This is a genomic window from Hansschlegelia sp. KR7-227, from assembly GCF_049446035.1.
In the GTDB taxonomy this organism is placed as follows: domain Bacteria; phylum Pseudomonadota; class Alphaproteobacteria; order Rhizobiales; family Methylopilaceae; genus Methylopila.
This window is the reverse complement of record NZ_JBMSEA010000001.1, coordinates 2,687,355-2,709,535: the sequence shown is the minus strand read 5'-3', so window position 1 is coordinate 2,709,535 and position 22,181 is coordinate 2,687,355. Positions and strand designations below refer to the sequence as shown.

Genomic DNA, 22,181 nt, shown 5'->3' with positions numbered 1-22,181 from the left:
CCGGCCGAGCGGCCGCAGTGGGTGACGGAATGGCGCGACCAAGGGAATTTGATGAGGACGTGGTGATCGACGCGGCGGTCCGGTGCTTCTGGAGCCGCGGCTTCGAGGCGACGTCGATCAAGGAGCTGACCGCCAGGACCGGCCTTACGGCAGCCAGCCTCTACAACGCCTACGGGGATAAACGCGGACTCTTCCGCACGGCGCTCGACCGCTATGTCGAAGACAGCATCGGAGCGCGGATACGGCGTTGCGAAGCCCTTCCTCCTCAGGAAGGAATCCGTGCGTTTTTCGACGACATTCTCGCGCGGTCTCTTGAGGACCGCGAAGGCAAAGGCTGCATGCTCGTGAATTCGGCGCTCGAAGTGGCGCCTCACGACCCAGAATTTCGTGACGCGATCGCAGCCGTGTTGCTTCGCCTGGAGGGCTTCTTCGTAGGCCGGATCCGCGCGGGTCAAGCGGCCGCCACGATCACGAGCGCCATGAGCGCGGACGTGCTCGCGCGTCATCTCCTCGGGGTTCTGATGGGCGTCCGCGTCCTTGCGCGGGTGCGGCCGGAACGCGCTCTTCTGGAGGGGGTCGTCGCGCCGGCGCTAGCGCTGCTCGACATGGGCGGGCCGATCCAATCGGCGTCCGGCGGCGGCGGATCTTAGGTCAAGCCAGCTATTAGCCGGCAGTGCGGCCCTGAGTGGTCCGAATCCTCGCAAGACCGTGAAGAGCGCCTGTAATGGACCGTCGATCCGCTGCGTATGGCTTGTCGCCGTCTGTTCGAAGGCGAGCGCGCCATTTGGGCTCTTGAGGATCAGACATGTCTCTTCTTCGCTCGACGATGTTTCCCATCGCCATAGCAGCCGCGGTGGTCTCGACCGCGGCTTACGCCACTGACATTCGTCCCTTCGACCGCGCCGCCTTCGAAACCGCGCAACAGCAGAACCGGCCGGTCATCGTGTTCGTCCATGCGCCTTGGTGCCCGGTGTGCAGGTCGCAGATCAAGACGATGGACAAGGTGACAGAGGATCCCGCCTATCGCGATCTGATCGTCTTCCGCATCGACTACGACTCGCAGCGGCCTCTGTGGCAGAGCTTCGGCGTGACGAAGCAGTCCACCTTGATCGGCTATCGTGGTTCGCGGGAGACCGGCCGCATCGCCTATGAGAGCGACGAGGCCAAGGTCAGGCAGGTGCTCGCTCAAACGCTCCGCTGATCATGGTGTCCTCGCTCAACCCCGTTCTCGCCTTCGCCGCGGGAGCGCTCACGATATTATCTCCCTGCGTGTTGCCGCTCATTCCGGTCGTGCTGGGCTCCTCGGCTCAACGGCATCGGTATGGGCCGGTGGCGTTGGCTGTTGGACTGGTCGTCGCGTTTACGTGTGTAGGATTCGTGGTGGCCGCCTTTGGCGCTGCGCTCGGCATCGACAACCTAGTGGTGCGGCTGGCCGGCGCCGTTGTGCTTTGCCTTGCAGGGGTCGTCCTCATGATCCCGTGGCTGCAAGATCGGATGGCGCTGCTCGCGACGCCGCTCGCGGCCTGGGCCGGCGAGCGGCAGGCGCGCCTCGATCGGTATGGCTTGTGGGGTCAAGCGGCGGTCGGAGGGCTGCTCGGCGTCGTCTGGAGCCCTTGTGTGGGCCCGACGCTCGGCGCCGCGACGGCCCTTGCGGCCTCGGGCGAGAACCTCGGCGAGGTGGCGGTGGTCATGGCCGCGTTCGGCGTCGGCATAGCCGCTGTGCTGTTGGTCCTGGCTTTCGCCGCGCGAAGCCTCGTCAACCGATGGCGCGGCAAGTTGATGGTGGCCGGAGGGCGCGGCAAGGCGCTGCTCGGCGCGCTTCTGGTCATGACGGGCGCCATGATCCTCACGGGCCTCGACCGTCGTCTCGAAGCGGCTATCCTCGACTTGCAACCCGATTGGGCGATCGAATGGTCCAGCAGGTTTTGACCCATAGCTGGCCTCTGATAGGTCCGCTCATCGGAACGCGACCAAATGCGCCCTCCCGGCGCGGAGGCGACGCCCTGCGGGTCGATGCCGCCACGATGGCGTTCTCCACTCGCTGGCGATTTAGGGGTGCGACACGACCGACGCGGCGCTCGTGTGTACGAGCGCCGCGGTTGATGGGTCTGCGGCCGTTCAGTATCCGACCCCACGCACGCCGCCCGCCGCCCGGATCGACTCGCCCGTGACCCAGTGCGAGTCTTCCGACGCAAGAAACACCGCGACCGGCGCAATATCTTCAGGCTCCCCGAAGCGGCCGAGCGGCGTGCCCGCGACCAGCTTCTCGCCGAATTCGCCGGCGAAGTTGCCGTCTGTGGCGGGCGTGTTCGTATGGCCTGGCAGGATCGAGTTCACGCGGATGCCCCGAGCTCCAAGCTCGCGGGCCAGCGCGAACGTCATCGTATCGACGGCGCCCTTGGTCGCCGCGTATACGCTGGATGCGAGGTAGGGGTCGGTGCTCAGGATCGAGCTGATGTTGATGATGCTGCCGCCGGCCGGGCCGAAGTGCTTCAGCGCCTCGCGGACCGCCAGGAAGTAGCCGAGAACGTTGACGCCGAACTGTTTGTGGAAGGCGTCCTCGGTCATGTCGGCGACCATTTCGAACACCGCGACGCCCGCGTTGTTCACCAGCACGTCCAGCTTGCCGTGATCGGCTTTCACGCGGTCGAAGAGGCGCACGACGTCGGACGACTTGCTCATGTCGGCCTGGACGGCGACCGCAGTCCCGCCCGCCGCCTCGATCGACGCCACAACGGCGTCGGCGCCCTGCTTGCTACTCACGTAGTTCACGACGACGGCCGCGCCTTCCGCGCCGAGCGCCTTGGCGATGCCCGCGCCGATGCCGCTCGACGCACCGGTCACGACGGCGACTTTCCCGTTCAGTTTCATGATGGATTATCCCTTGGATGGGCGAGTTGCGAAGCCGTCCGGCCTCGTCGTCGACCCTGAAGTGGGGCGGCGCGACCCCACTCGCGTGCCGCATCCTCGCGCATCCTTGCCTATTCCTTCCATCGCGCTTGTGAAGCGCGGGGCGCTTCCCACTTCCCGGACATGAATGACGCGATGGACGAGCTGCGCCGCATTGTCATGCGCGCGGGCGACGCATGGACTGCGACCGGGCTGCCTCGCGTGTCGATGGTCCGCGCCGAGGCCTGCTCGGACCAGGTCTATGAGCCGATGCTCCACCTCGTCTTGCAGGGCACGAAGAGCCTGTCCGTCGGGGACCGGGTCCTCGGCTTCGAGGAGGCGACCTACTTCGTCGTCCCCGTCGACCTCCCGGCCATCGGACAGGTCAGCTCGGACCGGCCGGGGCGGCCCTATCTCGCGCTCAGCCTGGCTCTGGATCCCGCCACCATCGCCGCCGTGCTGACCGACGCCGACAGGACGTCAGCTGACCGCAACGCGGCGTCGTTCAAGGCCTCGAAGGCCACTCCCGAGCTGATAGACGCATGGCTCCGTCTCATGAGGCTGATCGACCAGCCTGACGAGGCGCAGGTGCTTGCGCCCCTGATTGAGCGCGAGATCCTCTTTCGCGTCCTGCAGGGGCCGCAGGGCGACGTGCTGCGCGAGATGGCGCGTGCCGACAGCCGCTGGGCGCAGGTACGCCGCGCGATCGACTGGATCCGGGTGCATTTCGCCGAGCCCTTCCGGGTGGAGCCCCTTGCAACGACGGTGGGCATGAGCGTGGCGACCTTTTACCGCCACTTCAGGGCGGTCACGGCGATGACGCCCATCCAGTACCAGAAGCGGCTGCGCCTATTGAAGGCGAGGAGGTTGCTGCTGTTCGAGCCCCGCGACGCCGCGGCGATCGCCTTCTCGGTCGGCTACGAGAGCCCCTCGCAGTTCAGCCGAGAATACGCGCGCATGTTCGGCATGCCGCCGGTCCGCGACGTCGCGCGCTTCAAGCCGCCGCCGGGCAGCGTGAACTCCGATCAGTTGCCGCCCCGTGCGCTTGAGCATCTCCGAGGGATGTAAGGTCACGAGGCGCAGGGGTCCGCTTTCCGCGAACGCATCATCGTCTGCTTCTGGCGCCAAGCGGGCTTCTATGGAGCTCGATTTCGCCCGTCACCTCGTGAGCCTCAGATTCGCGAAGAACGACTTGACATGGTCGTTGAACGTCCTCACGGCGCGCCGCGACGCCGAGCCGGACGGCGTCAGCAGGCAGATGCGCAGCGGACGCAGTTTGTCGGTCAGAGTGACGTAGCGGACCTGCGTGCCGTCGTAATTCATCGCCGTGCGGGTTTCGATGTTGAGGAGTGAGTAGCCGAGCCCGTTGCCGGCGAGCGCCCGGATCGTCTCGAACGACGCAACAGGGATCAGCCGGGCGGGATGCATGTCGAGCGTGTGGAAAAGGGAGAGGAAGTAGTCCCGGCTGTGCGGCAGATCGAGGAAGATGAAGGTCTCGGAGGCGACGTCGGCGAGTGAGGCGGTGGCCCGCTGCGCCAGCGGGTGCCGATGCGACACGACAAGCCTCGGCGGCAACTCCGTCACGATGTCGACCGAGTAGTCGCTGGTGAGGTTGAGGTCGAAGGTCAGCGCCGTCTCGTAGAGGCCGCTGTCGATGCCCTCGAAGATGTCGCCTTGGTCGACCACGTGGCAGCGCACCGTGACGTTGGGATGGCGCTCGTAGAACGAGCGCAGGATCGCCGCCAGATACACCGACGCGATGTTCACGAAGCACGCGACATGGATTTCGCCGGCGATCGCGTCCGAGAGGCTGCTCGCGGCCGCGTCGAACTCCTTGGCGTGGTTCAGCAGCAGCCGCGCGGCGCGCATCAGGTCGCGCCCGGCGGCTGTTGGCAGCACGCCGACCGGCCGCTTGCGCAGCAGCAGTTCGACGCCGACCTCCCGCTCCAGATGATCGATCGCGGACGACACCGACGGCTGCGAGATGTTGAGGTCGCGAGCGGCCTGGGAGATCGACCCCGCCTCAACGGCCGCCACGAAATATCTCAGATGCCGCAGCGTGTAGTTCATGGCGCGCCCTGGCTCCCAGCGGAGCGATCATAGGACTGTCCTATGGACAACCTCCATATTTAATATTTTGCGTTGGTTCGCTCGCCTTCCAGACTGCAGACCTCTTCGAGGCGCATGAGGGTCCGCGATGACGAAATACCGGCAATTCAAGGCGGCGGCGATGCACGTTGCGCCGGTGTTCCTCGACACGCCTCGGACCGTTTCGAAGGCCTGCGCGCTGATCCGCGAGGCCGCCGAGAGCGGCGCCAAGCTGGTGGCGTTCTCCGAGACATTCGTCTCCGCTTTCCCGATCTGGAGCGCGTTCCGGGCCCCGATCCACAACCACGCCTGGTTCCGCCGGCTGGCGGCCTCCGCCATGGAGGTGCCGGGCCCGGAGGTCGCGCGGCTCCGCGCGGCCGCCCGAGACAACGACGTGATGGTCTCGATCGGCATCAACGAGGGCTCGTCCGCCAGCGTCGGCTGCATCTGGAACTCGAACCTGCTGATCGGTCCGGACGGCGCGATCCTGAACCACCACCGCAAACTGGTCCCGACCTTCTGGGAGAAGCTGTCATGGGCGAACGGCGACGGCGCCGGACTGCGCGTCTGCGACACCGAACTCGGCAAGATCGGCATGCTGATCTGCGGCGAGAACTTCAACCCGCTCGCCCGCTTCACGATGATCGCTCAGGGCGAACAGGTCCACGTCTCGTCCTACCCGCCGGTTTGGCCCGCCTACGATCCCAAGGAGATGGCTTACGACGTCGCCGAGGGCATCCGGGTGCGGGCCAACGCGCACTGCCTCGAGGCCAAGGTGTTCAACATCGTGGTGTCGTCCTTCATGGACGACGCGATGATCGAGGACATGGCAAAGGACGACCCGGAGGCGCGTCGGGTGCTGACGGACAGTCCGCGCGGCGTCTCGATGGTGATGTCGCCGACCGGCAAGGTCATCGCCGGGACGATTCAGAAGGAGGAGGGCATCCTCTACGCCGACATCGACACCGAGGCCTGCGTGGAGCCCAAGCAGCTCCACGATCTCGCCGGCGCCTACAACCGCTTCGACGTCTTCAAGCTCACCGTCGACCGTTCCTCGAACCGCCCGGTGCGGTTCGAGGGCGTCGACGACGCCGAAGACGCGCGACAACACGACGGCGCTTCGCTCGCGGACGAGCGCGGGATCGTCAGGGAGAACGCCTGGGGCGCAGAACGCCTGCTGAACGGCTCGGCCTGACCGTCGAGGTCCGGATCGCCCGCCGCACTTCATTTTGAGCCCTGGACCTGAGAGGACGCCTCCATGACATCGATGAGACGCTTGAAGACGAAGCTCGCGGCATGGGCGGTGATCGTCATGGCCGGCCTACTGCCGCAGGCCGCCTCGGCGCTGGACTACGGCAAGCCCGGCGAGCCGATCCATCTCGTGGTGGCGCATCCCTGCTGCTACGCCGAGGTGTGGTCGGTGTTCGCCAACGCCGGCAAGGAGCTCTGGAAAAAGCACCTGCCCGCCGGCTCGACCGTCGAATACATGGTCGGGCTGCAGGGCGCGGTTGTCGTGAACCAGATGCTCGCGGGCAAGGCCCATGTCGGTTACATGGGAGACCTGCCGGCCTTCACGGCCACGACCAAGACCCAGGCCGCGGACGTGCGGATCGTGGCCTCGACCGCCATGGCCTACGACCAGTGCTACGCCTTCCTGGTGCGCAAAGACGCGCCCGACTTCAAGACGGCCGACGAAGCGCTGAAGTGGGTCGATGGCAAGACCGTCGCGACCCCCAAGGGCAGTTGCACCGACGACTTCGTCCAGAAACTGTTCAAGCGGACCGGCACTGAGCCCAGTTCCTACCTCAACCAGAATATCGAGGTGATCAGCTCCGGCTTCAAATCCGGCCGACTCGACGCCGCGGCCGTCTGGGAGCCGAACGCCTCGAACCTCGTCGCCGAAGGTCTCGCCCGGCGCGTCGCGTCCGGCGCGACCATCGGCGAGATGGATGGCGGCTTCGTGGTGATGCAGGCCGACCTGATCAAGCAGCGCCCCGACGTGGCGAAGGCCTGGCTTGAAGCCGAACTCGACGCCCAGCTCTGGATGGCCGACCCGAAGAATGCGCCCGAGATGGTGGGGATCGTCAAGAGCCGTGTGAGAGGCTTCACCGACAAGGGCCTGCACGACGCGATCTATGGCGCCTACCCCAAGGAATGGGGAGGCAGCGACGTCCGGCTCTATCTGCCCTACGCCATCACTAAGGACGTCAACGACCTCGTCGACAGGGGCGTCGCCTTCCTGAAGGCCAACAAAGTCATCAACGTCGACAAGCTGCGCGCCGACGCGATCGAGCCGACGCTCACCGCAGAGGTGCTGAAAGGCCGCGGCCTGACCTCGCCGATCGGCGAGGTGCGCGCCGCCCCGGCCTCGAACTGACGCGCGGGCGACGGCGGGCGGGAAGGCCCGCCGTCGCGTTGGCAGCTCCGCAGGGATCGACGAACGCATGACCGAGATTGACGCAAAGGCGCGAGGCGGAGGCGCCGCCGCCGGGTCGGCGAGCGCCTGCCCGCAGACCGGGAAGACCGTAGCTCGGCTTCCGTTCCGGGTCTCGCCGAGGCTGCTGCTCTCCATCGCCGGCTTCGCCACGTTCCTGCTCGCTTGGCACCTCGCCGTGGAGGTGTGGCGGCTGCCGCGCTTTGCGAAGCTGCCGGGCCTGGTCGAGGTCTTCGTCGAGTGGACCAGCGTCGACCCGATGTACGGCGTTTCTCTGTTCACGGCCGAGTATTACCAGCACATCCTCGTTAGCCTGAAGCGGATCGTCGCGGCGTTCTCGGCCGCGACCTTGCTCGGCGTGCCGCTTGGTCTGCTGCTCGGCTGGTCGCAGCGCTTCAGGGAATACGTCTTCCCGGTGTTCGAGACGCTGCGGCCGGTCCCGATCCTGGCCTGGGTGCCGATCTCGATCATCCTGTTCAGCGGCAGCGAGACCTCGGTCGTGTTCCTGACCTTCATCGCGGCCTTCTTCGTCACGACGCTGAACACCATGACGGGCGTGCAGTCGATCGATCCCTCGGTGGTGCGCGCCGCGCGCTGCCTCGGGGCCAGCCCGCGGCAGATCTTCCGACACATCGTGGCGCCCGGCGCGTTGCCGCACGTCTTCACCGGTCTTCAGGTGTCGATGGGCGTGTCGTGGTTCTCGTTGGTGGCGGCCGAGATGGTGTCGGGCGAGTTTGGGCTCGGTTATCTGATCAACACCGCCTACGCGAAGATCCAGTACCCGACGATCGCGATCGGCATGATCACGTTGGGCGCGGTCGGCTATGCGTCCTCGGCGCTGGTGAGGCTCGTCGGCGACCGGCTGATGGCCTGGCGGCTGCGCGAGATCGGAGCCGGACGATGACCGCCCCCGCCCTCAAGCCGGTCCCACAGCCCGCATCGCGCGGCGCCATCAGCATCCGCAACGTGGTCAAGACCTATGGCTCGGGCGCCTCGCAGGTGACGGCCGTCGACGACTGCTCGTTCGAGGTCGCGGCCGGCGAGATCTGCATGGTGGTCGGCCCCTCCGGCTGCGGTAAGACGTCGCTGCTCAACGCGATCGCGGGCTTCCACGACATTACGGCGGGCGAGATCGTGATCGACGGCGAAAGGATCTGCGGCCCCGACCGCCCGATGGCCGAACCCGGCCCGGATCGCGTCGTGGTGTTCCAGAACGGCGCGTTGTTTCCCTGGAAGACCAACCTCGAAAACGTCGCCTTCGGCCCGACGATGCAGGGGACGATGACGGAGGCCGCCGCGAAGGCGCGGGCCCGGGACATGCTCGCGGAAGTCGGCCTCGACGACGTCGCCGAACGCTTCCCCGGCGAAATCTCGTCCGGCATGAGGCGGCGGGTTGAGATCGCCAGGGCGCTGATCAACGAGCCGCGGGTGCTGCTGCTGGACGAGCCCTATCGCGCACTCGACGCCTTGACCAAGCAGGTCATGCACGAGGCGCTGCTCGAGGTGTACTACCGCAACAAGGTCACGATCTTCTTCATCACCCACGACCTCGAGGAAGCGGTGTTCCTCGGCCATAAGCTGGTGATCTCCACGGCCCGCCCCTGTCGACCCAAGACCATCATCGAGGTCGACATCCCCCATCCGCGCGACCGCTCCGTCATCACCAGCCCGCGCTTTCGCGAGCTGATGGAGGCGACCCACGAGGCCGTGCGGCAGGAGGCGGTCGCGGCCTTCCAGGCCGGCGACAAGGAGGGCTGACGCTATGGCCGCAGGACCCACCGGCGTCGCCATCGCCCGCAGCCCCTACGCGCTCCGTCGCGCGGTCGTCGCGCTCGCGGTCTGCGCGCTGCTCTGGCAGGTCGGCGCGCGCCTCGACGAGTGGACCGGGATCGGGGTTCCCGGCGTGCGGGCCCTACCGTCGCCGGTCGAGGTCGCCATGGCCGCCGCCCGCGTGGTGACCCAGCCGGGCTACTGGATCAGCTGGGCGCTCAGCTTCGCGCGCGTCATGGGCGGCTTCCTGATCGCGCTCGTCACCGCCGTGCCGCTCGGCCTGTTGTTCGCCACCAATCGGACGTTTCGGGCGCTCGCCTTCCCGGTGTTCGAGGTGATCCGGCCGATCCCGCCGCTCGCCTGGGTGCCGGCCGCCATCATCTTCTGGCCGACGCAGGAAGGCGCCATCACGTTCATCACCTTCCTCGGCGCGTTTTTCACCATCACCATCAACGTCTTCTCGGGCGCGCAGTCGATCGATCCGCGCTTCGTCGAGGCGGCGGGCTCGCTCGGCGCCTCGCGCATGACGGTGTTCCGCCGCATCGTGCTGCCCGCGACCGCGCCTTCGATCGTGGTCGCGTCGTCGATCGCGATCGGACTCACCTGGGAGGTGGTGGTGGCGGCCGAGATCATTTCGGGCTCCTCCGCCATGGGCTCGAACAGCGGCGGCCTCGGCCACTTCATCTGGGCGTCCTATCTCGGCGGAGCCTATGACGACATCATCGTGGGCATGATCAGCATTGGGATCGCGGGCTATCTGTGCAGCGCGGCGGTCCGGAAGGCGGGCGCGCTCCTCACTCCCTGGATCAACGCACGATGAGCGCCGCGACGAAACGCACGGTCGCGGGCCAAGCGGACGCTGCGCGGGGCCGGCTGGATCTTCACCGCGTCACCAAGGCATACGGTCAGGGCCGGTTCTCCAAGACCGTCGTGGAGGACTGCAGCCTCGCGATCGAACCTGGGCGGCTCAATGTGATGATCGGGCCGTCGGGCTGCGGGAAGTCGACCCTGCTGCGGCTGATCGCGGGGTTCGACCGGCCGGACGCCGGCGCCGTCACGGTCGACGGCTCGCCGGTTCGCGGACCGTCGTCCGATCGGCTCATGGTGTTTCAGGAATCGGCCCTGTTCGACTGGATGACGGTCTATGAGAACGTCGCCTTCGCGCTCCGCGCGGCAGGCCGCAGCTCCCGCGATATCGAGCCGCTCGCCACGGACGTTCTGGAGCGCGTGGGCCTTGCGACTTTCGGGGAGAAATATCCGGGCCAGCTCTCCGGCGGCATGCAACGACGCGTCGAACTCGCGCGCGCCCTGATCAACGATCCTGCCGTGATGTTGCTCGATGAGCCGTTCCGCGGCCTCGACGCAATGACCAAAGGCTTGATGCAGGAATACTTCCTGCGGCTCTACGCCGACAATCCGCGCACCGTCGTGTTCGTGACCACCGAGATCGACGAAGCGCTGCTCATCGCGGATCGACTGATCATCCTGTCGAACGCGCCGGCGCGTGTGCGACGGATGATGGACATCGACCTGCCTCGCCCTCGCTCCGCCGCGACACTCTACGAAGACGACCGGGCGAACGACATCAAGCGCGAGGCGATCGATATCCTCCACGAGGAGGCGAGGAAGTCATTCAGGGGAGCGCTTGGCGATAGTCTTGCTCGCTCGAAAGATGCCAGTTGACCGCTACTGCGAGTAGGTCGGTGGATTTTCGGGCGGGCGCACGGCTTCGGCGAAGTAGCTCGCGTTAAGAGCCCCGCCGATAGGAGCCCGCCGAGCGTGCCTTCCTTCGATGTTCATAGGCGTAGATGACCGGGCGGGTGGCGGTGGTCTGCCCCCCGAGAAGTGGTCCTTCCTGAGATATGGCTTTTGGCCATTTGGAGGACTGCGGGATGCCGAGGAAGAGGCGCGCACCTGAAGAGATCGGCGCGAAGTCGGACCTGTCGACGAACTCGCCTCGGAAAGGATCCTCGTCTGCGCTCCGGACGGCACGGTCTTGTACTGGAACCGGGCGGCCGAGACTTTGTTCGGATGGTCAGCCTCCCAGATCGTCGGCCGCAAGATCGACGAGACCGCGGTCGCCCCCAAAAGGCCAGCCGAGGCCGGGGGGTCGGAGTGCGGATTTTCGTCCGCGTCAGTATTGGGTACTGGGCGCGCAGCATGCCGATGCGCGGCGACCGCGCTGTTGCGCGCGGCGGCGCCAATCGTCAGTCCGCCGTGCGGCGTTTCGTCTAAGGCACGCTCCACTGCCATCGAACCAGCATTCACGGTCTTCGCACTCGCATATATGCACCGCGCATATATAATGTCGCGATGCACAATCATCGCGCCGATAACACTCTTGGCACTTTGGCCCTGGTACTGTCCGATACGGTGCTGCGCGGGGTCGAGGCCGAGGCTCCCGAGCCTGGACAGGCTGCTTCGGCGCTCACTGCTGCGCCACGAGCCCGGAATGTCGATCGAGCTGCCGCGCCGGGCCCTGGCGCCTTCGCATCCGGGCGCGGTCCGCCTTGTCAATCGGCTGGCCGCCCCCGGATTGATCGAACGGCGTCCGAGCGCTGGAGATCGGCGCGCCGTCGCTCTTCATCGGACGCCCGCCGGCGAGCACAGCTGCACGGCGACTCTCTCTGCGCGTTTCGACCGGCGCGACTGACCGTCTCGCCCTCAAGCGCCTGGCCGAGAAAGCTTTTATCGGCATCGTCCGCGACGTCGACCATGCCTCCTCGGTTTGCCGCCTCTGTGACGTGGACGCCTGCGTCGACTGCCCGGTGGCGCGCTCGCTCAATAGGAAGGACATCGGGGTAGATCGTGACTGAGAAGGACGCGAAATGGACCGCCTGGCTCAAGGCTGCGGATGCAGGCGACCGTGGCGCCTATCGACGGCTTCTGTTGGAGCTGACGCCCTTCCTGCGCGCCGTCCTGCGCCGCCAGGCGGCAGCCTCGAGCCTTGGCGCCGCCGAGATCGAGGACGTGCTGCAAGAGACGCTGCTCGCCATCCACCTGAAGCGTGGGACATGGGATCCCGGCCAGCCCTTGGCCCCATGGATCGCGGCGATCGCCCGCAACAAGATGATCGACGCGCTGCGTCGGCGCGGGCGGCGGATAAGCGTTTCGATCGACGATTTCGCCGAGACTTTGGCGGCCCCGGAAGAGGAAAAGCAGTTGTCGTCCCGCGAGGCCGACCGCTTGCTGTCGGTGCTTAAGGGAAAGCAGCATCAGGTCGTGAGGGCGTTGACGATCGAGGAAGAGGACGTGAAATCAGTGGCGGCCCGTCTGGAAATGACGGAGGGCGCGGTGCGCGTGACGCTCCATCGCGGTCTCGCCGCCTTGTCGGCTGCCTATCGGAGCTAAACGCAATGAAAACGTCTCAGCTCATAGAAGCCCTGTCGGCCGACGCCGGCACCCGGCCGGCACGCCCGGCGCCGGCGCTTCTGGCCGGCGTCGCCGTGGCGATCGTCATTGCGGCGATCGGATTCGCTCTCCTGCTCGGTCCGCGCGCTAACTTCCTCGCGTCGCTCGCCGAGCCGCGATTCGTGATGAAATTCGTGGTGACGTCGCTGGTCGCGACCACGGCGGGCCTTGCGATCATGGTGCTCGGGCGGCCCGCCGCGTCAGGCGGCGTCGCCCGCGCGTTCGGCGGGGCGTCTGTCGCGACGCTTCTGCTCGCGGTGCTGACTGAGCTCGCGATGACGCCGTCCGCCTCTTGGGGCGCGCGACTGTTCGGCCAGAACTGGCTGTTCTGCATGGTGATGGTGCCGACCATCTCGATCGGCCCGCTTGCGATCCTGCTCCTCATGATGCGTCGGCTGGCGCCGGCCGTCCCTGCGGGCCTCGGCTTCGCCGGCGGCGTTCTGGCAGGCGCCATCGGGGCGACCTTCTACGCCGCCCATTGCCCGGACGACTCCCCGCTCTTCGTCGCCGTCTGGTACGTGACGGCCATCGCGATCGTCGGCACGGCCGGCGCGGCCCTGGGCTCAAGAGTTCTCAGATGGTGACGGCGTCTGGCCGTCGCCGGCCGCGACGCTGATCGGACCGCACCTGCAAGGGCTCACGGGCTTGTTATCATGTTCCGTGTAACGAGGCCTCTTTCAGCGGCGAACTACATTACGAGCGCGGTTGGAGGCGGCCACTAAGCGGCTCTTTGGATGATCTCTTAGTATAGTCATCGCGTTCATTTGTTCCTGGCCAATCCGGCCGCAACGATTGACGGGCAGCCTGTCCGTCTCAGAGAGGACGCGCGTCATGACCATTGCCAAAATCACCCTTGCTGCGCTCGCTTTCGCCGTCTCGGCTGGAGGCGCGTTCGCCGGGCAGGACCGCCGCGCCGTCGAGCGCGACGTCGTTCCGATGTCGATGGAGCGGACCACCGGCGTCCTCACAACGGTTTTCGGCCTGCCGGCGAGCAAGCCGACCATCTGGGATTATGCGGCCGAGGGCCGCGTAAGCAACGACCCCGGCCGGGTCGTCACCGGCGGCTGAAGCCCGCCGTAAGCGAGCTTGCAAAACAACCAGCAAAAGCGGCCCCATCTGCGAAGATGTGGTCGCTCTTTGCCTGTTCACGGCGCCGGATGGGCTATACTTTCGATGAGATCTTTTCTCGGATGTGACGAATGACGGCTTAGACCCTTTTTTCAACTTTATCGACGGCGGCTCAAGGATCTGGCGGATTGAGCGCATGGACGCCGTCGACCGGCTCGACGTCGTCGATGCCGCGGTCAGCGGTCAAGGCACGTGGGTGCCGTGCCGCACGACGAGCAACCTCCGCTACGCGACACGGCAAGAGTCGGCGTCGTTGACCGCGAGACAGGAAGGGCTTGGACGTCCCGGATCAACCTGCGCGGCCCTCATACCGATCCGCAAATCCGCGGCGTGGTGGTTCCCCGACGGCGCTCGCCGCTCTGAACGGTGCAGTCGGGAAAGCCCGCGCCTCAGCCAAGAGGAGCTTACATGACGACTATCAGATCGCAGGAGATCCCCATTTTTCGGGCTGTGGCGTTCGATCTCCTTACCGCGCTCATCGATTCATGGACCTTATGGATCGACATCGCCGGGAGCGACGAGCTCGGCCGCGCATGGCGAAGGGAGTCTCTGCGCCGCGTGACGACCTCAGGCGCGTACCAGCCTTACGAAGGCATCGTCCGCGAAGCGGCCGATGCATCGGGAGTGCCACGATATCGAGCCGACGCTTTGCTCACGAAATGGATCGAGGGGGGCCTTAGCCCTTGGCCCGAATCTAGCGCCGTACTTTCGGCAATCGCGAGGATCGGCCTGCCGACCGCGGTCGTGACAAACTGTTCTCAGTCGCTGGCCGAGGCTGCGGCCGAAACCCTGGAGCATCGTTTCGACGCCATCGTTAGCGCCGAACTCGCTGGCGTCTACAAGACCGACCCCCGCGCATATCGAGCTGGACTTTCGGCGCTCAGAATCTCCGATCCGGCGGATGTGCTGTTCGTCGCCGGTTCTCCCCACGATGTGCCAGGTGCGGGCGCCGTGGGAATGAAAGTTTATTGGTCTAATCGGTTCCAAGACGCCATTCCACAAGGCGCCCCGCCGCCCATTCGAAACGAGGGTAATCTGTTGACGCTCCCGGAACTCCTCCTAGCGTCAGGCAAGGGGCCCCGATCGTGATCCGACGCGCACCGCCACTTCCGCCCTCGGTAGTAGCGACGTCCGCCCCGAACGCATGTGGCATCACGAGACTCACGCAGCCGTTTGGCCGTCGAGAAGCCAGGAAAGTTCAGTTCCGGCTCGATCGAAGGCCGCCTCAGCGGGCTGCGGAACGCGAAATCCTCGAGTCAGAACTGAAACCAATCGATCGTCCAAAGCGGATGATCCTGAGGCATATGCCAATTAAGCTAACTTCCTCGCGTCGCTCGCCGAGCCGCGATTCGTGATGAAATTCGTGGTGACGTCGCTGGTCGCGACCACGGCGGGCCTTGCGATCATGGTGCTCGGGCGGCCCGCCGCGTCAGGCGGCGTCGCCCGCGCGTTCGGCGGGGCGTCTGTCGCGACGCTTCTGCTCGCGGTGCTGACTGAGCTCGCGATGACGCCGTCCGCCTCTTGGGGCGCGCGACTGTTCGGCCAGAACTGGCTGTTCTGCATGGTGATGGTGCCGACCATCTCGATCGGCCCGCTTGCGATCCTGCTCCTCATGATGCGTCGGCTGGCGCCGGCCGTCCCTGCGGGCCTCGGCTTCGCCGGCGGCGTTCTGGCAGGCGCCATCGGGGCGACCTTCTACGCCGCCCATTGCCCGGACGACTCCCCGCTCTTCGTCGCCGTCTGGTACGTGACGGCCATCGCGATCGTCGGCACGGCCGGCGCGGCCCTGGGCTCAAGAGTTCTCAGATGGTGACGGCGTCTGGCCGTCGCCGGCCGCGACGCTCTATAGCTAGCCGCCCGTCAGCGGCCTCCGGCAGGCGGCGCGGCGAGCGGCGATAAGGCTTCGAACAGGCGCATCGCGATGGCGAGCGATCGCGCGGCGCCGTTCGACTCGCCCTTCTCGAAATCGCCCTCGACAAGGCCCAGACAATTGGTGAGATGTGCGACGCACAGCAGCGGGCGGCCTCGCGCTTCGGCGAAGGCGTAGAGCGCCGCGGCCTCCATCTCGACCGCCACGGCGCCGCGCAGGCGCGACACCTCGATCGCGTCGGCCGTCTCGCGGAACGGCGCGTCGGTGGTCCAGGTCGCGGCCACCTCGACATGCGGGTCGGGGCCGAGCGCGCGGAGCGCCGCGGCGACGAGGCGGGTGTCAGCGTAAGCGAACTCCGCCGCGGCGAGGTAATGGTAGCTCGTCCCTTCGTCGCGCAACGCGCGGTCTACGATGATGTAGCGCTCGCTGGCGTCCTGGCCGGCGATCCTGCCGGCTGAAGCGAGGCTCACCACGAGATCGCAGCCCGAAACGAAGAGCTGCTCGGCGACGAGCACCGCGAACGGCGCGCCGACCGCCCGGCCCACCACGCCATAGCGGACGCCTGCCTCGACCCACTCCCAGAGTTCGGTGTGGTAGCAGGCCCAGTGCGGCGACAGAACCGCGCCGCGATGGGCGCGCACATAGTCGACGACGTCGCCGTCAGGGTCGAGCAGGCAGGCCCCCGGCACCTCGCCGATGGCGAGGTTCTTCTGGCGACGCGCCTCCCGCAGCATATTGGCCGGATCGAACAACGAGGGCTCGGCGTGGTCGGTCTTCGTCAGCAGCGTCGGGGCGGAGTCGGGTTCGAGTGAGTTCGCGGCGAGCGCGTTGGCCTTGGTCATCGTCCGGCGGCGCCCCGGGTGAGAGACGTGGCGGCGCGTCCGCGCCGGGCGACCGTCACGAAGGTTGCGACGATGCGCGAACCGGCCGTGACCGCGCCCTTGAACGATCCCGCCACCTTGGATTGTCCCCCGATGCGGCGACGGCACGGGACAGGCAGCTCGAGCACGCGCAAGCCCTCGCGGGCCGCGAGCATCTGCATCTCGAGGTTCCAGCCATAGCCGAGTTCGCTCATGCCGAGCCCGAGCAGCACGTCGCGGCGGATCGCGCGCTGGGCGCACATGTCGGTGTAGCCGACGCCGTAGCGGGCGCGCACGCCGAGGCCGAATAGGCGGCCAGCGACCACCTGCGTCCAGGCCATCGCGCCAGGCTCGCGTTCGCCGCGGGTGCGCGAGCCGATGACGAAGTCCTGCGTTCCGCGCCGCAGCGGGTCGACGAGCCCGGCGATCATCGCCGGGTCGTCTGCGCCGTCGCCGTCCATGAAGACGATCAGGTCGCAGTCGGACGCCGCATGCGCGCCCGTCAGACATGCGCGGCCGTAGCCGCGGCCGGCGTCGAGCGTCTCGGCGCCGGCCGCGCGAGCGGCCTCGACGGTGCGGTCCGCGCTGCCGCCGTCCGCCACGATGACGCGGGCCACGAAGTCGCGCGGAATCTCGGCCACCACCGCGCCGATCGATTCCTGTTCGTTCAACGTCGGGATCACCACCGCGATCCTGAGGTCGCGCAGGGCCGGCATGTCGGGCGCTGCGGGCCTCACAGCGACCACCGCATGCCGCAGTTCGCACAGCTCGCCGGCGGCTTGTCCGACAGCAGGTCATCGCGGAAGCTCTGATAGGCCGCGCCTTCCCAGATCTCGCGCAAGGACTGTTGGGTTGCGTCCCCGAGCGTGTAGTTCTCGTAGCCCCGCTGGGAAAACGGCGCGATGCAGCAGGGCAGCGCCCGGCCGTTCGCCGTGAAGTACATCACGGCCCATGGCCGGCGGCAGAGCGACCAGGGCGAACCGTCGTCGTGGCGCTTCAAGCTCATGCCCGGTTCCGACGCCGCGCCGGAGGCGCTGAACGACAGGCCTAGCTCAGCCGCGAGCGCCGTCGCCTCGTCGATCTTGGCGGTCTCCTCATTGGTCAGCTTTTCGTAGAGGGCCTGGTCCGGCCGGGCCATGCCGATCGCGTCTTCCTCGAAGAACACGAGACGCTGGAGGTAGACCTCCTTCACCCCGATCGAGGCCGCGACCTTCACGAAGGCCGGAAGCTCGTCGACCGTCTCCTTGAGCCCGGTGAGCCAAGCCGACACGCGCGGACGGTCGTGGCCGCCCTTCTCCTGCTGTTCTCGGAAGGCGCGGACGTTCCGAAGGATGCGGTCGAAATAGTTCTTGCCGCGGATCGCCTTGTAGGACGAGGCGGTGGCGGCATCGAGCGAGACGCGCAGCTCGTCGAGGCCGGCGTCGATCATCGCCTGCCCGTTCTTGGCGTTCAGCACCGTGCCGTTCGTGTTGAACAGCACGTAGACGCCGCGGTCTTTGAGGTACCGGACCATCCTGTGGAGGTCTTTCACCAGCATCGGCTCGCCGACGCCGTGGAGCACCGCCCGCTGCACGTTGGGCGACTGGTCCACGATCGACTTGAACAGCTCGAAGCTCATGTCGGCCGGCGGCTCGAGCTCCTCATAGGTGCGCGGGCAGGTGGTGCAGAGGAGGTTGCAGCGGTTGGTCGTCTCCAGATAGAGGCAGACCGGAGGTTGCGTCGGCTCCGCGTCGTGGCGCGCGGGAACGACTTCGTGGTAGCGGCGGGGATCAGCGCGCTCGGCGGTCAAGACGGCCACGGCCTGCCTCCTTGGTCAGAGAAAACGGAAAAGCGGCCCTCACGAGACGAGCCCGAGGCGGCGCGCGCCATCAGGCGTCGCGAGCAGGGTCGTGAGCGCCGCCGCGGTCGCGGGAGCGGGCGAGGGCGGATGCAGGTTCGAGAACGGCCGGTCGTAGAGGCACTCGCCCGTAACGGCGCGGAGGGAGGCCACGTCGTCGACATCGTACCAATCGGGCAGCGTCACGAGCTCGAGCCCGATCTCGGCGGCGCGCTGGCGCGTCTCATCCGCGACCGCGTCCGTGCTCCAGGCGATGTCCTCGAACATCCGGCGGCGCGGCGTCTTCAGAGCGAGCAGGTAGTAGCCGCCGTCGGTCGAGGGCCCCAGCACCGCGCGATCGCCCGGCGCCTCGAGCGCCTCGTACATTTCTATCAGCAGTGCGGACGGCAGAGTGGGACTGTCGGAGTTCAACACGCAGGCGCTCGCGTGCCCGAGCTCGAACATCGTTTCGGTCGCGGCCCAGAGGCAGTCCCCGAAATTCGGCCGCCAGATCTCCATCAGCCCGATATCGGCGGGAAGCTCCCGCTCGAAGAACGCCTTGGAGCCCGGGGGACCGAACGCCATGTAGGTCGCAACAGAACGATCGGCGCCGGACCGCGCCACATTGGCCGCGACGTCCTTCAGGAAGGCGGTATTGAACGCCGCCGCCTCTTCGAATGTCAGCGGTGGACAGAGCCTCGTCTTGGTGAGGCCGGGGTTCGACGCCTTCGCCATCACCGCAACAGCGTGGACCGCGGGTTCGGCCCGCCACGCCGCCTGTCGTGCAATCAAGCGCGCCCCCTCGGCTGCGATGATGTCCGGATCGCGATCGTGACCTGAGCTGAGCGCATGGCGCCGTCTCCTCTTTGCGCGTCGAGTAGGAGTACGAAGCGGCGGCCGATCCCGTTACGGCGGCGTCTCGATTTCTGCCCGGCGTAACGGAACGCATGTCCGGCCCGTAGACGCTGAGGATCCGCAACGCTGCCGCCCGGCTGCGGCGCGACCTCAGGAGCGCGAGCCGATGACGGGTTTCGACCACCTTCTTGTCGCGTTGAACGTGTCGGCTGGACCGTTCTCGGTCCTTGCCTTTTCGGCCGGGCTGTCGACGTCCCTCGACGCGGAGAGCGAACCGTTCGCGCTTTACGTGCTGTCCGGCTCGGGACGTCTCTCGGCCCCTGGCCAGGCCGCGCTCGCGCTCGATCAGGATGCGTTCGTGCTTGCTCCGGGAGGTCTTCGCTGCAGGCTCGACCCGAGCCCGGGCTTCAAGGTCGCCTATGGCAGCGTGGCGGGGTCGTTCGGCGGGGCCGCCGGCCCGTTCGACGGCCTGCGCGGCCCGATGGCCACCTCGTTCGCGGGGCGACCGATGCGGGAGGCCTTCCTGGCGTTGATGAGCGAACTTGCTTCGCCGGGCTTCGGCTCCCGCGCGCTCGCCAATTGCATCGTCAAGCAGGCGCTGGTGACGCTGATGCGCGACGCCTTCACGTCCGGAGGGCAAGCCGCGCTGCCGTGGATCGCCGCGCTCCGGGACGACCGGCTCGGCCGCGCTGTCGCTGCGATGATCGAGCGTCCGTCGGATCCCTTGACGCTCGACGTTCTGGCGCGGATCGCCGGCATGAGCCGCTCGACCTTCTCCGAGCGGTTCAGCGCCGCGCTCGGCCGTCCGCCGATCGACTTCCTGCGGGAGATACGATTGGACCGCGCGGCCCGCATGCTGGCCAGCACCGACCTGCCGGTGAAGCGGATCGCGAACGCGGTGGGCTACGAGAGCCGCAGCTATTTCTCCCGCGCGTTCCGGAGCCGGTTCGACATCGATCCGTCGGACTACAGGGCGAGCCGCGCGGGCTGCTGCTGACCGCCTCAGATCCCGCTGAACCAATTGAAGCCTTTGTCCTCCCAGTAACCGCCGCGATACTCGTTGGTTACCTCGATCGAGGTGATCCACTTGGGGTTCTTGAACCCAAGCTTTGTGGCGGTCCGCAGCCGGAGAGGGTAGCCGAATGGGTCGGGCACGATCTCTCGGGCGTATTTCGTCGCGAGCAGCGTCTGGGGGTGGAGCGCCGTCGGCATGTCGATCGAGCCCCAGTAGCCGTCGGCGCAAAGGAACGCGACGTATTTGGCCGTAACGTCGGCCTCGACCTTCTCGAGGAACACCCGCAACGGCACGCCAGACCACTGGCCGATGTAATCCCAGCCCTCGACGCAGATGTGCCGGATGATCACCTCCTCCTCCGGCATGGCATAGATGTCCTCTAGGGTCAGGCTCCGCCGGTCCTTGATCAGCCCGGCGAGTTCCAGCCGCCAACGCGCGCCGTCGACGGGCTTGATGTCTTCGGGGCCATAGAAGGCGTTGAAGCGCGGAGGCTTGACGACCTCGGCGACCGAATAGGTCGGGGCCAGCCGGTTCTGGTCGAACAGGAAGGCCTGCACGCGGTCGTTCCACCCCGAGACCGCCTGAAGCGCGCTCTGGACGGAGGAGTTGTCCGACACCGTGCAGCCGGTCAGCATCGAGAGCGCGCCCAAGCTCAACGAGCCGCGCAGCATCATGCGTCGGTTGACGTTCTCGACGAGAGCTCGGTTTTCGAGGAGCGGCGTCTGGTCGACCCCGCCTGTGGGGCGGAAGGCGGAGGGCGTTTTCATGGCTTGCTTTCCGGCGTGCGAGGGCCGCCCGTCACCATCGCGACCAGCGTCTTCGGCACAAGCAAGGCGAGTGAGACGTGGACGAGCACGAAGCCGCAGATCAGCGCCATGCCGATGAAATGGACGAGGCGGGCGCTCTGGAAATCGATGAAGAGTTTGTAGAGCGTCGGGAATTGGATCGGCTTCCAGATCGCCAGCCCCGACAGAACTTGCACGATCACGATGGCGATCACGCCGACATAAAGCACCTTCTGGACCGCGTTGTAGACGGTGATGTCGTCATGGGCGAGCTGGAAGCTCAACGCGCCCTTCACGTCGGCTATGAACTCGCGCGGGCTGATAGGCAGGAGCTTGCGGCGGAGCCGGCCGGTGGCGATCCCGTAGGCGAGATAGGCGAGCCCGTTCAGACCCAGCACCCACATGCCGAAGAAGTGCCACTGCAGCGCGGGCGCGGCCCAGGGGCCGATGACGGCCCATTTGGGAAACGTCAGCCAGCCGAAGATGATCTCGTCATTGTAGATCTCCCATCCGCTGCCGATCATGATCACCATCGCGATCGCGTTGATCCAATGCATGATCCGGATCGGCAGCGGATGTAGGGGCCGGGCGTTTCCGGCCGGTTCCGCGGGCCCCCGCATGGGGGTGTGCTCTGCGACGCTTGTCATATTCGGAACTATGCATTTCCTCGGGTGCCCTTGGGTCCGGCTTTGGCGCCTGATCGCCGCCTTCGAGGTCGCCTGCCTTGAACGGGCCCGACCGCTCGGCTCATGGTTCGCCGGTGAACGCTGTGGGAAAGGACCGCTAAGGCGATGCCGCGATTTGCGCCGACATTTGTGACTAGACTTGCGCCCGCGCTCCTGCTCGTCCTCGCCGCAGGGTCGTCTTGGGCGGCAGAGTTGGCGCCCCCGGTCGATTTCGCGCGGCTCGAGGCGAACGCCGCGCGCCGCTTTCCCCAGCCCGTGCTGATCTCCGACCTTGTCGGCATTCCGGTCCTGGACGGTCGCCTCGGCCGCCTCGGCGTGACGGAACAGGTGGTGCGATCAGGCGGCGCCCCGACGATCGTGATCCGCTACGGCGGATGGTTCGGGTTCGGCGGCCGGCCGATCGCCCTTCCGCTTGCGGGCGTCGCGATGCTCGGCCGGCAGGTCGTGGTGATGGACATCTCACCCGAGCAGCTCGAAGCCTGGCCGACCTTCGAGGACGGGGACGCCGCGCCGTTGGCGGGCGGCGACGTCGTCAAGGTCGGGCTGACCAAGAACTGAGCCTCACCGGCGGGGC

The 22,181-nt window shown here is 66.9% G+C and carries 25 protein-coding genes and 1 pseudogene; 18 read left to right on the top strand and 8 right to left on the bottom strand.

All coding sequences use genetic code 11. From position 1 onward, the window contains the following. Positions 1 to 62: 62 nt before the first annotated feature. The 3 genes from ACO2RJ_RS12805 (at position 63) to ACO2RJ_RS12795 (ending at position 1,929) form a co-directional block, all read left to right on the top strand. Complete coding sequence (locus ACO2RJ_RS12805; RefSeq protein WP_423268390.1) at positions 63 to 650, top strand: TetR/AcrR family transcriptional regulator; 588 nt, start codon at positions 63 to 65, stop codon at positions 648 to 650. A 155-nt stretch (positions 651 to 805) separates the two neighbouring features. Continuing rightward, a complete protein-coding gene (locus ACO2RJ_RS12800) occupies positions 806 to 1,201 on the top strand; it encodes a thioredoxin family protein (RefSeq protein ID WP_423268389.1) in 396 nt (131 codons plus the stop codon). 2 nt (positions 1,202 to 1,203) lie between these two features. Then, a complete protein-coding gene (locus tag ACO2RJ_RS12795; RefSeq protein ID WP_423268388.1) occupies positions 1,204 to 1,929 on the top strand; it encodes a cytochrome c biogenesis CcdA family protein in 726 nt (241 codons plus the stop codon). A 189-nt stretch (positions 1,930 to 2,118) separates the two neighbouring features. Here ACO2RJ_RS12795 and ACO2RJ_RS12790 read toward each other — a convergent pair whose 3' ends face one another. Beyond that, a complete protein-coding gene (locus ACO2RJ_RS12790; RefSeq protein WP_423268387.1) occupies positions 2,119 to 2,871 on the bottom strand; it encodes a glucose 1-dehydrogenase in 753 nt (250 codons plus the stop codon). 162 nt (positions 2,872 to 3,033) lie between these two features. On the opposite strand from ACO2RJ_RS12790, the gene ACO2RJ_RS12785 reads away from it, so the two are divergent. Next, positions 3,034 to 3,957: an AraC family transcriptional regulator N-terminal domain-containing protein gene (locus ACO2RJ_RS12785; protein ID WP_423268386.1), complete on the top strand. Its 924-nt coding sequence runs from the start codon at positions 3,034 to 3,036 to the stop codon at positions 3,955 to 3,957. A 90-nt stretch (positions 3,958 to 4,047) separates the two neighbouring features. On the opposite strand, the gene ACO2RJ_RS12780 is transcribed toward ACO2RJ_RS12785, so the two are convergent. After that, positions 4,048 to 4,959 carry a LysR family transcriptional regulator gene (locus ACO2RJ_RS12780; protein WP_423268385.1) on the bottom strand — a complete coding sequence of 304 codons (912 nt, stop codon included), beginning with the start codon at positions 4,957 to 4,959 and terminating at the stop codon, positions 4,048 to 4,050. 127 nt (positions 4,960 to 5,086) lie between these two features. Here ACO2RJ_RS12780 and ACO2RJ_RS12775 point away from each other — a divergent pair, with 127 nt between their 5' ends. The 12 genes and pseudogenes from ACO2RJ_RS12775 to ACO2RJ_RS12720 form a co-directional block, all read left to right on the top strand. After that, positions 5,087 to 6,172 carry a carbon-nitrogen hydrolase family protein gene (locus tag ACO2RJ_RS12775; RefSeq protein ID WP_423268384.1) on the top strand — a complete coding sequence of 362 codons (1,086 nt, stop codon included), beginning with the start codon at positions 5,087 to 5,089 and terminating at the stop codon, positions 6,170 to 6,172. Positions 6,173 to 6,235: 63 nt separating this feature from the next. Then, positions 6,236 to 7,354 carry an ABC transporter substrate-binding protein gene (locus ACO2RJ_RS12770; RefSeq protein WP_423268383.1) on the top strand — a complete coding sequence of 373 codons (1,119 nt, stop codon included), beginning with the start codon at positions 6,236 to 6,238 and terminating at the stop codon, positions 7,352 to 7,354. A 67-nt stretch (positions 7,355 to 7,421) separates the two neighbouring features. Beyond that, positions 7,422 to 8,315, top strand: coding sequence for an ABC transporter permease (locus ACO2RJ_RS12765; protein ID WP_423268382.1), 894 nt, complete (start codon positions 7,422 to 7,424; stop codon positions 8,313 to 8,315). Next, entirely contained in the window at positions 8,312 to 9,169 is an 858-nt protein-coding gene (locus ACO2RJ_RS12760; RefSeq protein WP_423268381.1) for an ABC transporter ATP-binding protein, read from the top strand. Before ACO2RJ_RS12765 ends, ACO2RJ_RS12760 begins: the two co-directional genes overlap by 4 nt. A 4-nt stretch (positions 9,170 to 9,173) precedes the next feature. Next, entirely contained in the window at positions 9,174 to 10,001 is an 828-nt protein-coding gene (locus tag ACO2RJ_RS12755) for an ABC transporter permease (RefSeq protein ID WP_423268380.1), read from the top strand. Then, complete coding sequence (locus ACO2RJ_RS12750; protein ID WP_423268379.1) at positions 9,998 to 10,864, top strand: ABC transporter ATP-binding protein; 867 nt, start codon at positions 9,998 to 10,000, stop codon at positions 10,862 to 10,864. The genes ACO2RJ_RS12755 and ACO2RJ_RS12750 overlap by 4 nt, the downstream gene beginning before the upstream one ends. Before the next feature lie 283 nt (positions 10,865 to 11,147). Further along, positions 11,148 to 11,834 (top strand): PAS domain-containing protein, encoded by a 687-nt coding sequence (locus tag ACO2RJ_RS12745; protein WP_423268971.1) that lies wholly within the window; start codon positions 11,148 to 11,150, stop codon positions 11,832 to 11,834. A gap of 155 nt (positions 11,835 to 11,989) precedes the next feature. Beyond that, positions 11,990 to 12,532 carry a sigma-70 family RNA polymerase sigma factor gene (locus ACO2RJ_RS12740; protein WP_423268378.1) on the top strand — a complete coding sequence of 181 codons (543 nt, stop codon included), beginning with the start codon at positions 11,990 to 11,992 and terminating at the stop codon, positions 12,530 to 12,532. Between the two features lie 5 nt (positions 12,533 to 12,537). Then, positions 12,538 to 13,176 (top strand): NrsF family protein, encoded by a 639-nt coding sequence (locus ACO2RJ_RS12735; protein WP_423268377.1) that lies wholly within the window; start codon positions 12,538 to 12,540, stop codon positions 13,174 to 13,176. Positions 13,177 to 13,423: 247 nt separating this feature from the next. Next, the gene (locus ACO2RJ_RS12730; protein WP_423268376.1) at positions 13,424 to 13,660 is read left to right on the top strand and encodes a hypothetical protein; all 237 of its coding nucleotides are present in this window, start codon (positions 13,424 to 13,426) and stop codon (positions 13,658 to 13,660) included. A 468-nt stretch (positions 13,661 to 14,128) separates the two neighbouring features. Further along, on the top strand, positions 14,129 to 14,809 hold the full coding sequence (locus ACO2RJ_RS12725; RefSeq protein WP_423268375.1) for an HAD-IA family hydrolase: 681 nt from the start codon (positions 14,129 to 14,131) through the stop codon (positions 14,807 to 14,809). A 247-nt stretch (positions 14,810 to 15,056) separates the two neighbouring features. Beyond that, positions 15,057 to 15,533 (top strand): annotated as a pseudogene (locus tag ACO2RJ_RS12720) (NrsF family protein); the annotation flags it as partial. A gap of 47 nt (positions 15,534 to 15,580) precedes the next feature. On the opposite strand, the gene ACO2RJ_RS12715 reads toward ACO2RJ_RS12720, so the two are convergent. From ACO2RJ_RS12715 to ACO2RJ_RS12700, 4 genes are read right to left on the bottom strand one after another with little or no spacing between them, the layout of a single operon-like run. Continuing rightward, positions 15,581 to 16,432, bottom strand: a complete 852-nt coding sequence (locus ACO2RJ_RS12715) for a uridine phosphorylase (protein WP_423268374.1) — start codon at positions 16,430 to 16,432, stop codon at positions 15,581 to 15,583. Continuing rightward, positions 16,429 to 17,166 (bottom strand): glycosyltransferase family 2 protein, encoded by a 738-nt coding sequence (locus ACO2RJ_RS12710; RefSeq protein ID WP_423268373.1) that lies wholly within the window; start codon positions 17,164 to 17,166, stop codon positions 16,429 to 16,431. Before ACO2RJ_RS12710 ends, ACO2RJ_RS12715 begins: the two co-directional genes overlap by 4 nt. 17 nt (positions 17,167 to 17,183) lie before the next feature. Beyond that, complete coding sequence (locus ACO2RJ_RS12705) at positions 17,184 to 18,248, bottom strand: radical SAM/SPASM domain-containing protein (RefSeq protein WP_423268372.1); 1,065 nt, start codon at positions 18,246 to 18,248, stop codon at positions 17,184 to 17,186. Positions 18,249 to 18,287: 39 nt separating this feature from the next. Continuing rightward, the gene (locus ACO2RJ_RS12700) at positions 18,288 to 19,058 is read right to left on the bottom strand and encodes a TIGR04282 family arsenosugar biosynthesis glycosyltransferase (protein WP_423268371.1); all 771 of its coding nucleotides are present in this window, start codon (positions 19,056 to 19,058) and stop codon (positions 18,288 to 18,290) included. Positions 19,059 to 19,287: 229 nt separating this feature from the next. Between ACO2RJ_RS12700 and ACO2RJ_RS12695 the strand changes: the two genes are divergently transcribed. After that, a complete protein-coding gene (locus ACO2RJ_RS12695) occupies positions 19,288 to 20,118 on the top strand; it encodes a helix-turn-helix domain-containing protein (RefSeq protein ID WP_423268370.1) in 831 nt (276 codons plus the stop codon). A gap of 5 nt (positions 20,119 to 20,123) precedes the next feature. Here ACO2RJ_RS12695 and ACO2RJ_RS12690 read toward each other — a convergent pair whose 3' ends face one another. Beyond that, on the bottom strand, positions 20,124 to 20,903 hold the full coding sequence (locus ACO2RJ_RS12690) for a molybdopterin-dependent oxidoreductase (protein WP_423268369.1): 780 nt from the start codon (positions 20,901 to 20,903) through the stop codon (positions 20,124 to 20,126). Continuing rightward, the gene (locus tag ACO2RJ_RS12685; protein ID WP_423268368.1) at positions 20,900 to 21,478 is read right to left on the bottom strand and encodes a cytochrome b/b6 domain-containing protein; all 579 of its coding nucleotides are present in this window, start codon (positions 21,476 to 21,478) and stop codon (positions 20,900 to 20,902) included. The genes ACO2RJ_RS12690 and ACO2RJ_RS12685 overlap by 4 nt, the downstream gene beginning before the upstream one ends. Positions 21,479 to 21,799: 321 nt before the next feature. On the opposite strand from ACO2RJ_RS12685, the gene ACO2RJ_RS12680 reads away from it, so the two are divergent. Beyond that, entirely contained in the window at positions 21,800 to 22,165 is a 366-nt protein-coding gene (locus ACO2RJ_RS12680; protein ID WP_423268367.1) for a hypothetical protein, read from the top strand. Positions 22,166 to 22,181: the final 16 nt, after the last annotated feature.

Excerpts from the sequence above, each read along its gene's own strand:
- ACO2RJ_RS12800 (WP_423268389.1), top strand. The coding sequence starts at position 806 with ATGTCTCTTCTTCGCTCGACGATGTTTCCCATCGCCATAGCAGCCGCG.
- ACO2RJ_RS12795 (WP_423268388.1), top strand. The coding sequence starts at position 1,204 with ATGGTGTCCTCGCTCAACCCCGTTCTCGCCTTCGCCGCGGGAGCGCTC.
- ACO2RJ_RS12790 (WP_423268387.1), bottom strand. The coding sequence starts at position 2,871 with ATGAAACTGAACGGGAAAGTCGCCGTCGTGACCGGTGCGTCGAGCGGC.
- ACO2RJ_RS12785 (WP_423268386.1), top strand. The coding sequence starts at position 3,034 with ATGAATGACGCGATGGACGAGCTGCGCCGCATTGTCATGCGCGCGGGC.
- ACO2RJ_RS12780 (WP_423268385.1), bottom strand. The coding sequence starts at position 4,959 with ATGAACTACACGCTGCGGCATCTGAGATATTTCGTGGCGGCCGTTGAG.
- ACO2RJ_RS12775 (WP_423268384.1), top strand. The coding sequence starts at position 5,087 with ATGACGAAATACCGGCAATTCAAGGCGGCGGCGATGCACGTTGCGCCG.
- ACO2RJ_RS12770 (WP_423268383.1), top strand. The coding sequence starts at position 6,236 with ATGACATCGATGAGACGCTTGAAGACGAAGCTCGCGGCATGGGCGGTG.
- ACO2RJ_RS12765 (WP_423268382.1), top strand. The coding sequence starts at position 7,422 with ATGACCGAGATTGACGCAAAGGCGCGAGGCGGAGGCGCCGCCGCCGGG.
- ACO2RJ_RS12760 (WP_423268381.1), top strand. The coding sequence starts at position 8,312 with ATGACCGCCCCCGCCCTCAAGCCGGTCCCACAGCCCGCATCGCGCGGC.
- ACO2RJ_RS12755 (WP_423268380.1), top strand. The coding sequence starts at position 9,174 with ATGGCCGCAGGACCCACCGGCGTCGCCATCGCCCGCAGCCCCTACGCG.
- ACO2RJ_RS12750 (WP_423268379.1), top strand. The coding sequence starts at position 9,998 with ATGAGCGCCGCGACGAAACGCACGGTCGCGGGCCAAGCGGACGCTGCG.
- ACO2RJ_RS12735 (WP_423268377.1), top strand. The coding sequence starts at position 12,538 with ATGAAAACGTCTCAGCTCATAGAAGCCCTGTCGGCCGACGCCGGCACC.
- ACO2RJ_RS12730 (WP_423268376.1), top strand. The coding sequence starts at position 13,424 with ATGACCATTGCCAAAATCACCCTTGCTGCGCTCGCTTTCGCCGTCTCG.
- ACO2RJ_RS12725 (WP_423268375.1), top strand. The coding sequence starts at position 14,129 with ATGACGACTATCAGATCGCAGGAGATCCCCATTTTTCGGGCTGTGGCG.
- ACO2RJ_RS12715 (WP_423268374.1), bottom strand. The coding sequence starts at position 16,432 with ATGACCAAGGCCAACGCGCTCGCCGCGAACTCACTCGAACCCGACTCC.
- ACO2RJ_RS12710 (WP_423268373.1), bottom strand. The coding sequence starts at position 17,166 with ATGCCGGCCCTGCGCGACCTCAGGATCGCGGTGGTGATCCCGACGTTG.
- ACO2RJ_RS12695 (WP_423268370.1), top strand. The coding sequence starts at position 19,288 with ATGACGGGTTTCGACCACCTTCTTGTCGCGTTGAACGTGTCGGCTGGA.
- ACO2RJ_RS12690 (WP_423268369.1), bottom strand. The coding sequence starts at position 20,903 with ATGAAAACGCCCTCCGCCTTCCGCCCCACAGGCGGGGTCGACCAGACG.
- ACO2RJ_RS12685 (WP_423268368.1), bottom strand. The coding sequence starts at position 21,478 with ATGCATTGGATCAACGCGATCGCGATGGTGATCATGATCGGCAGCGGA.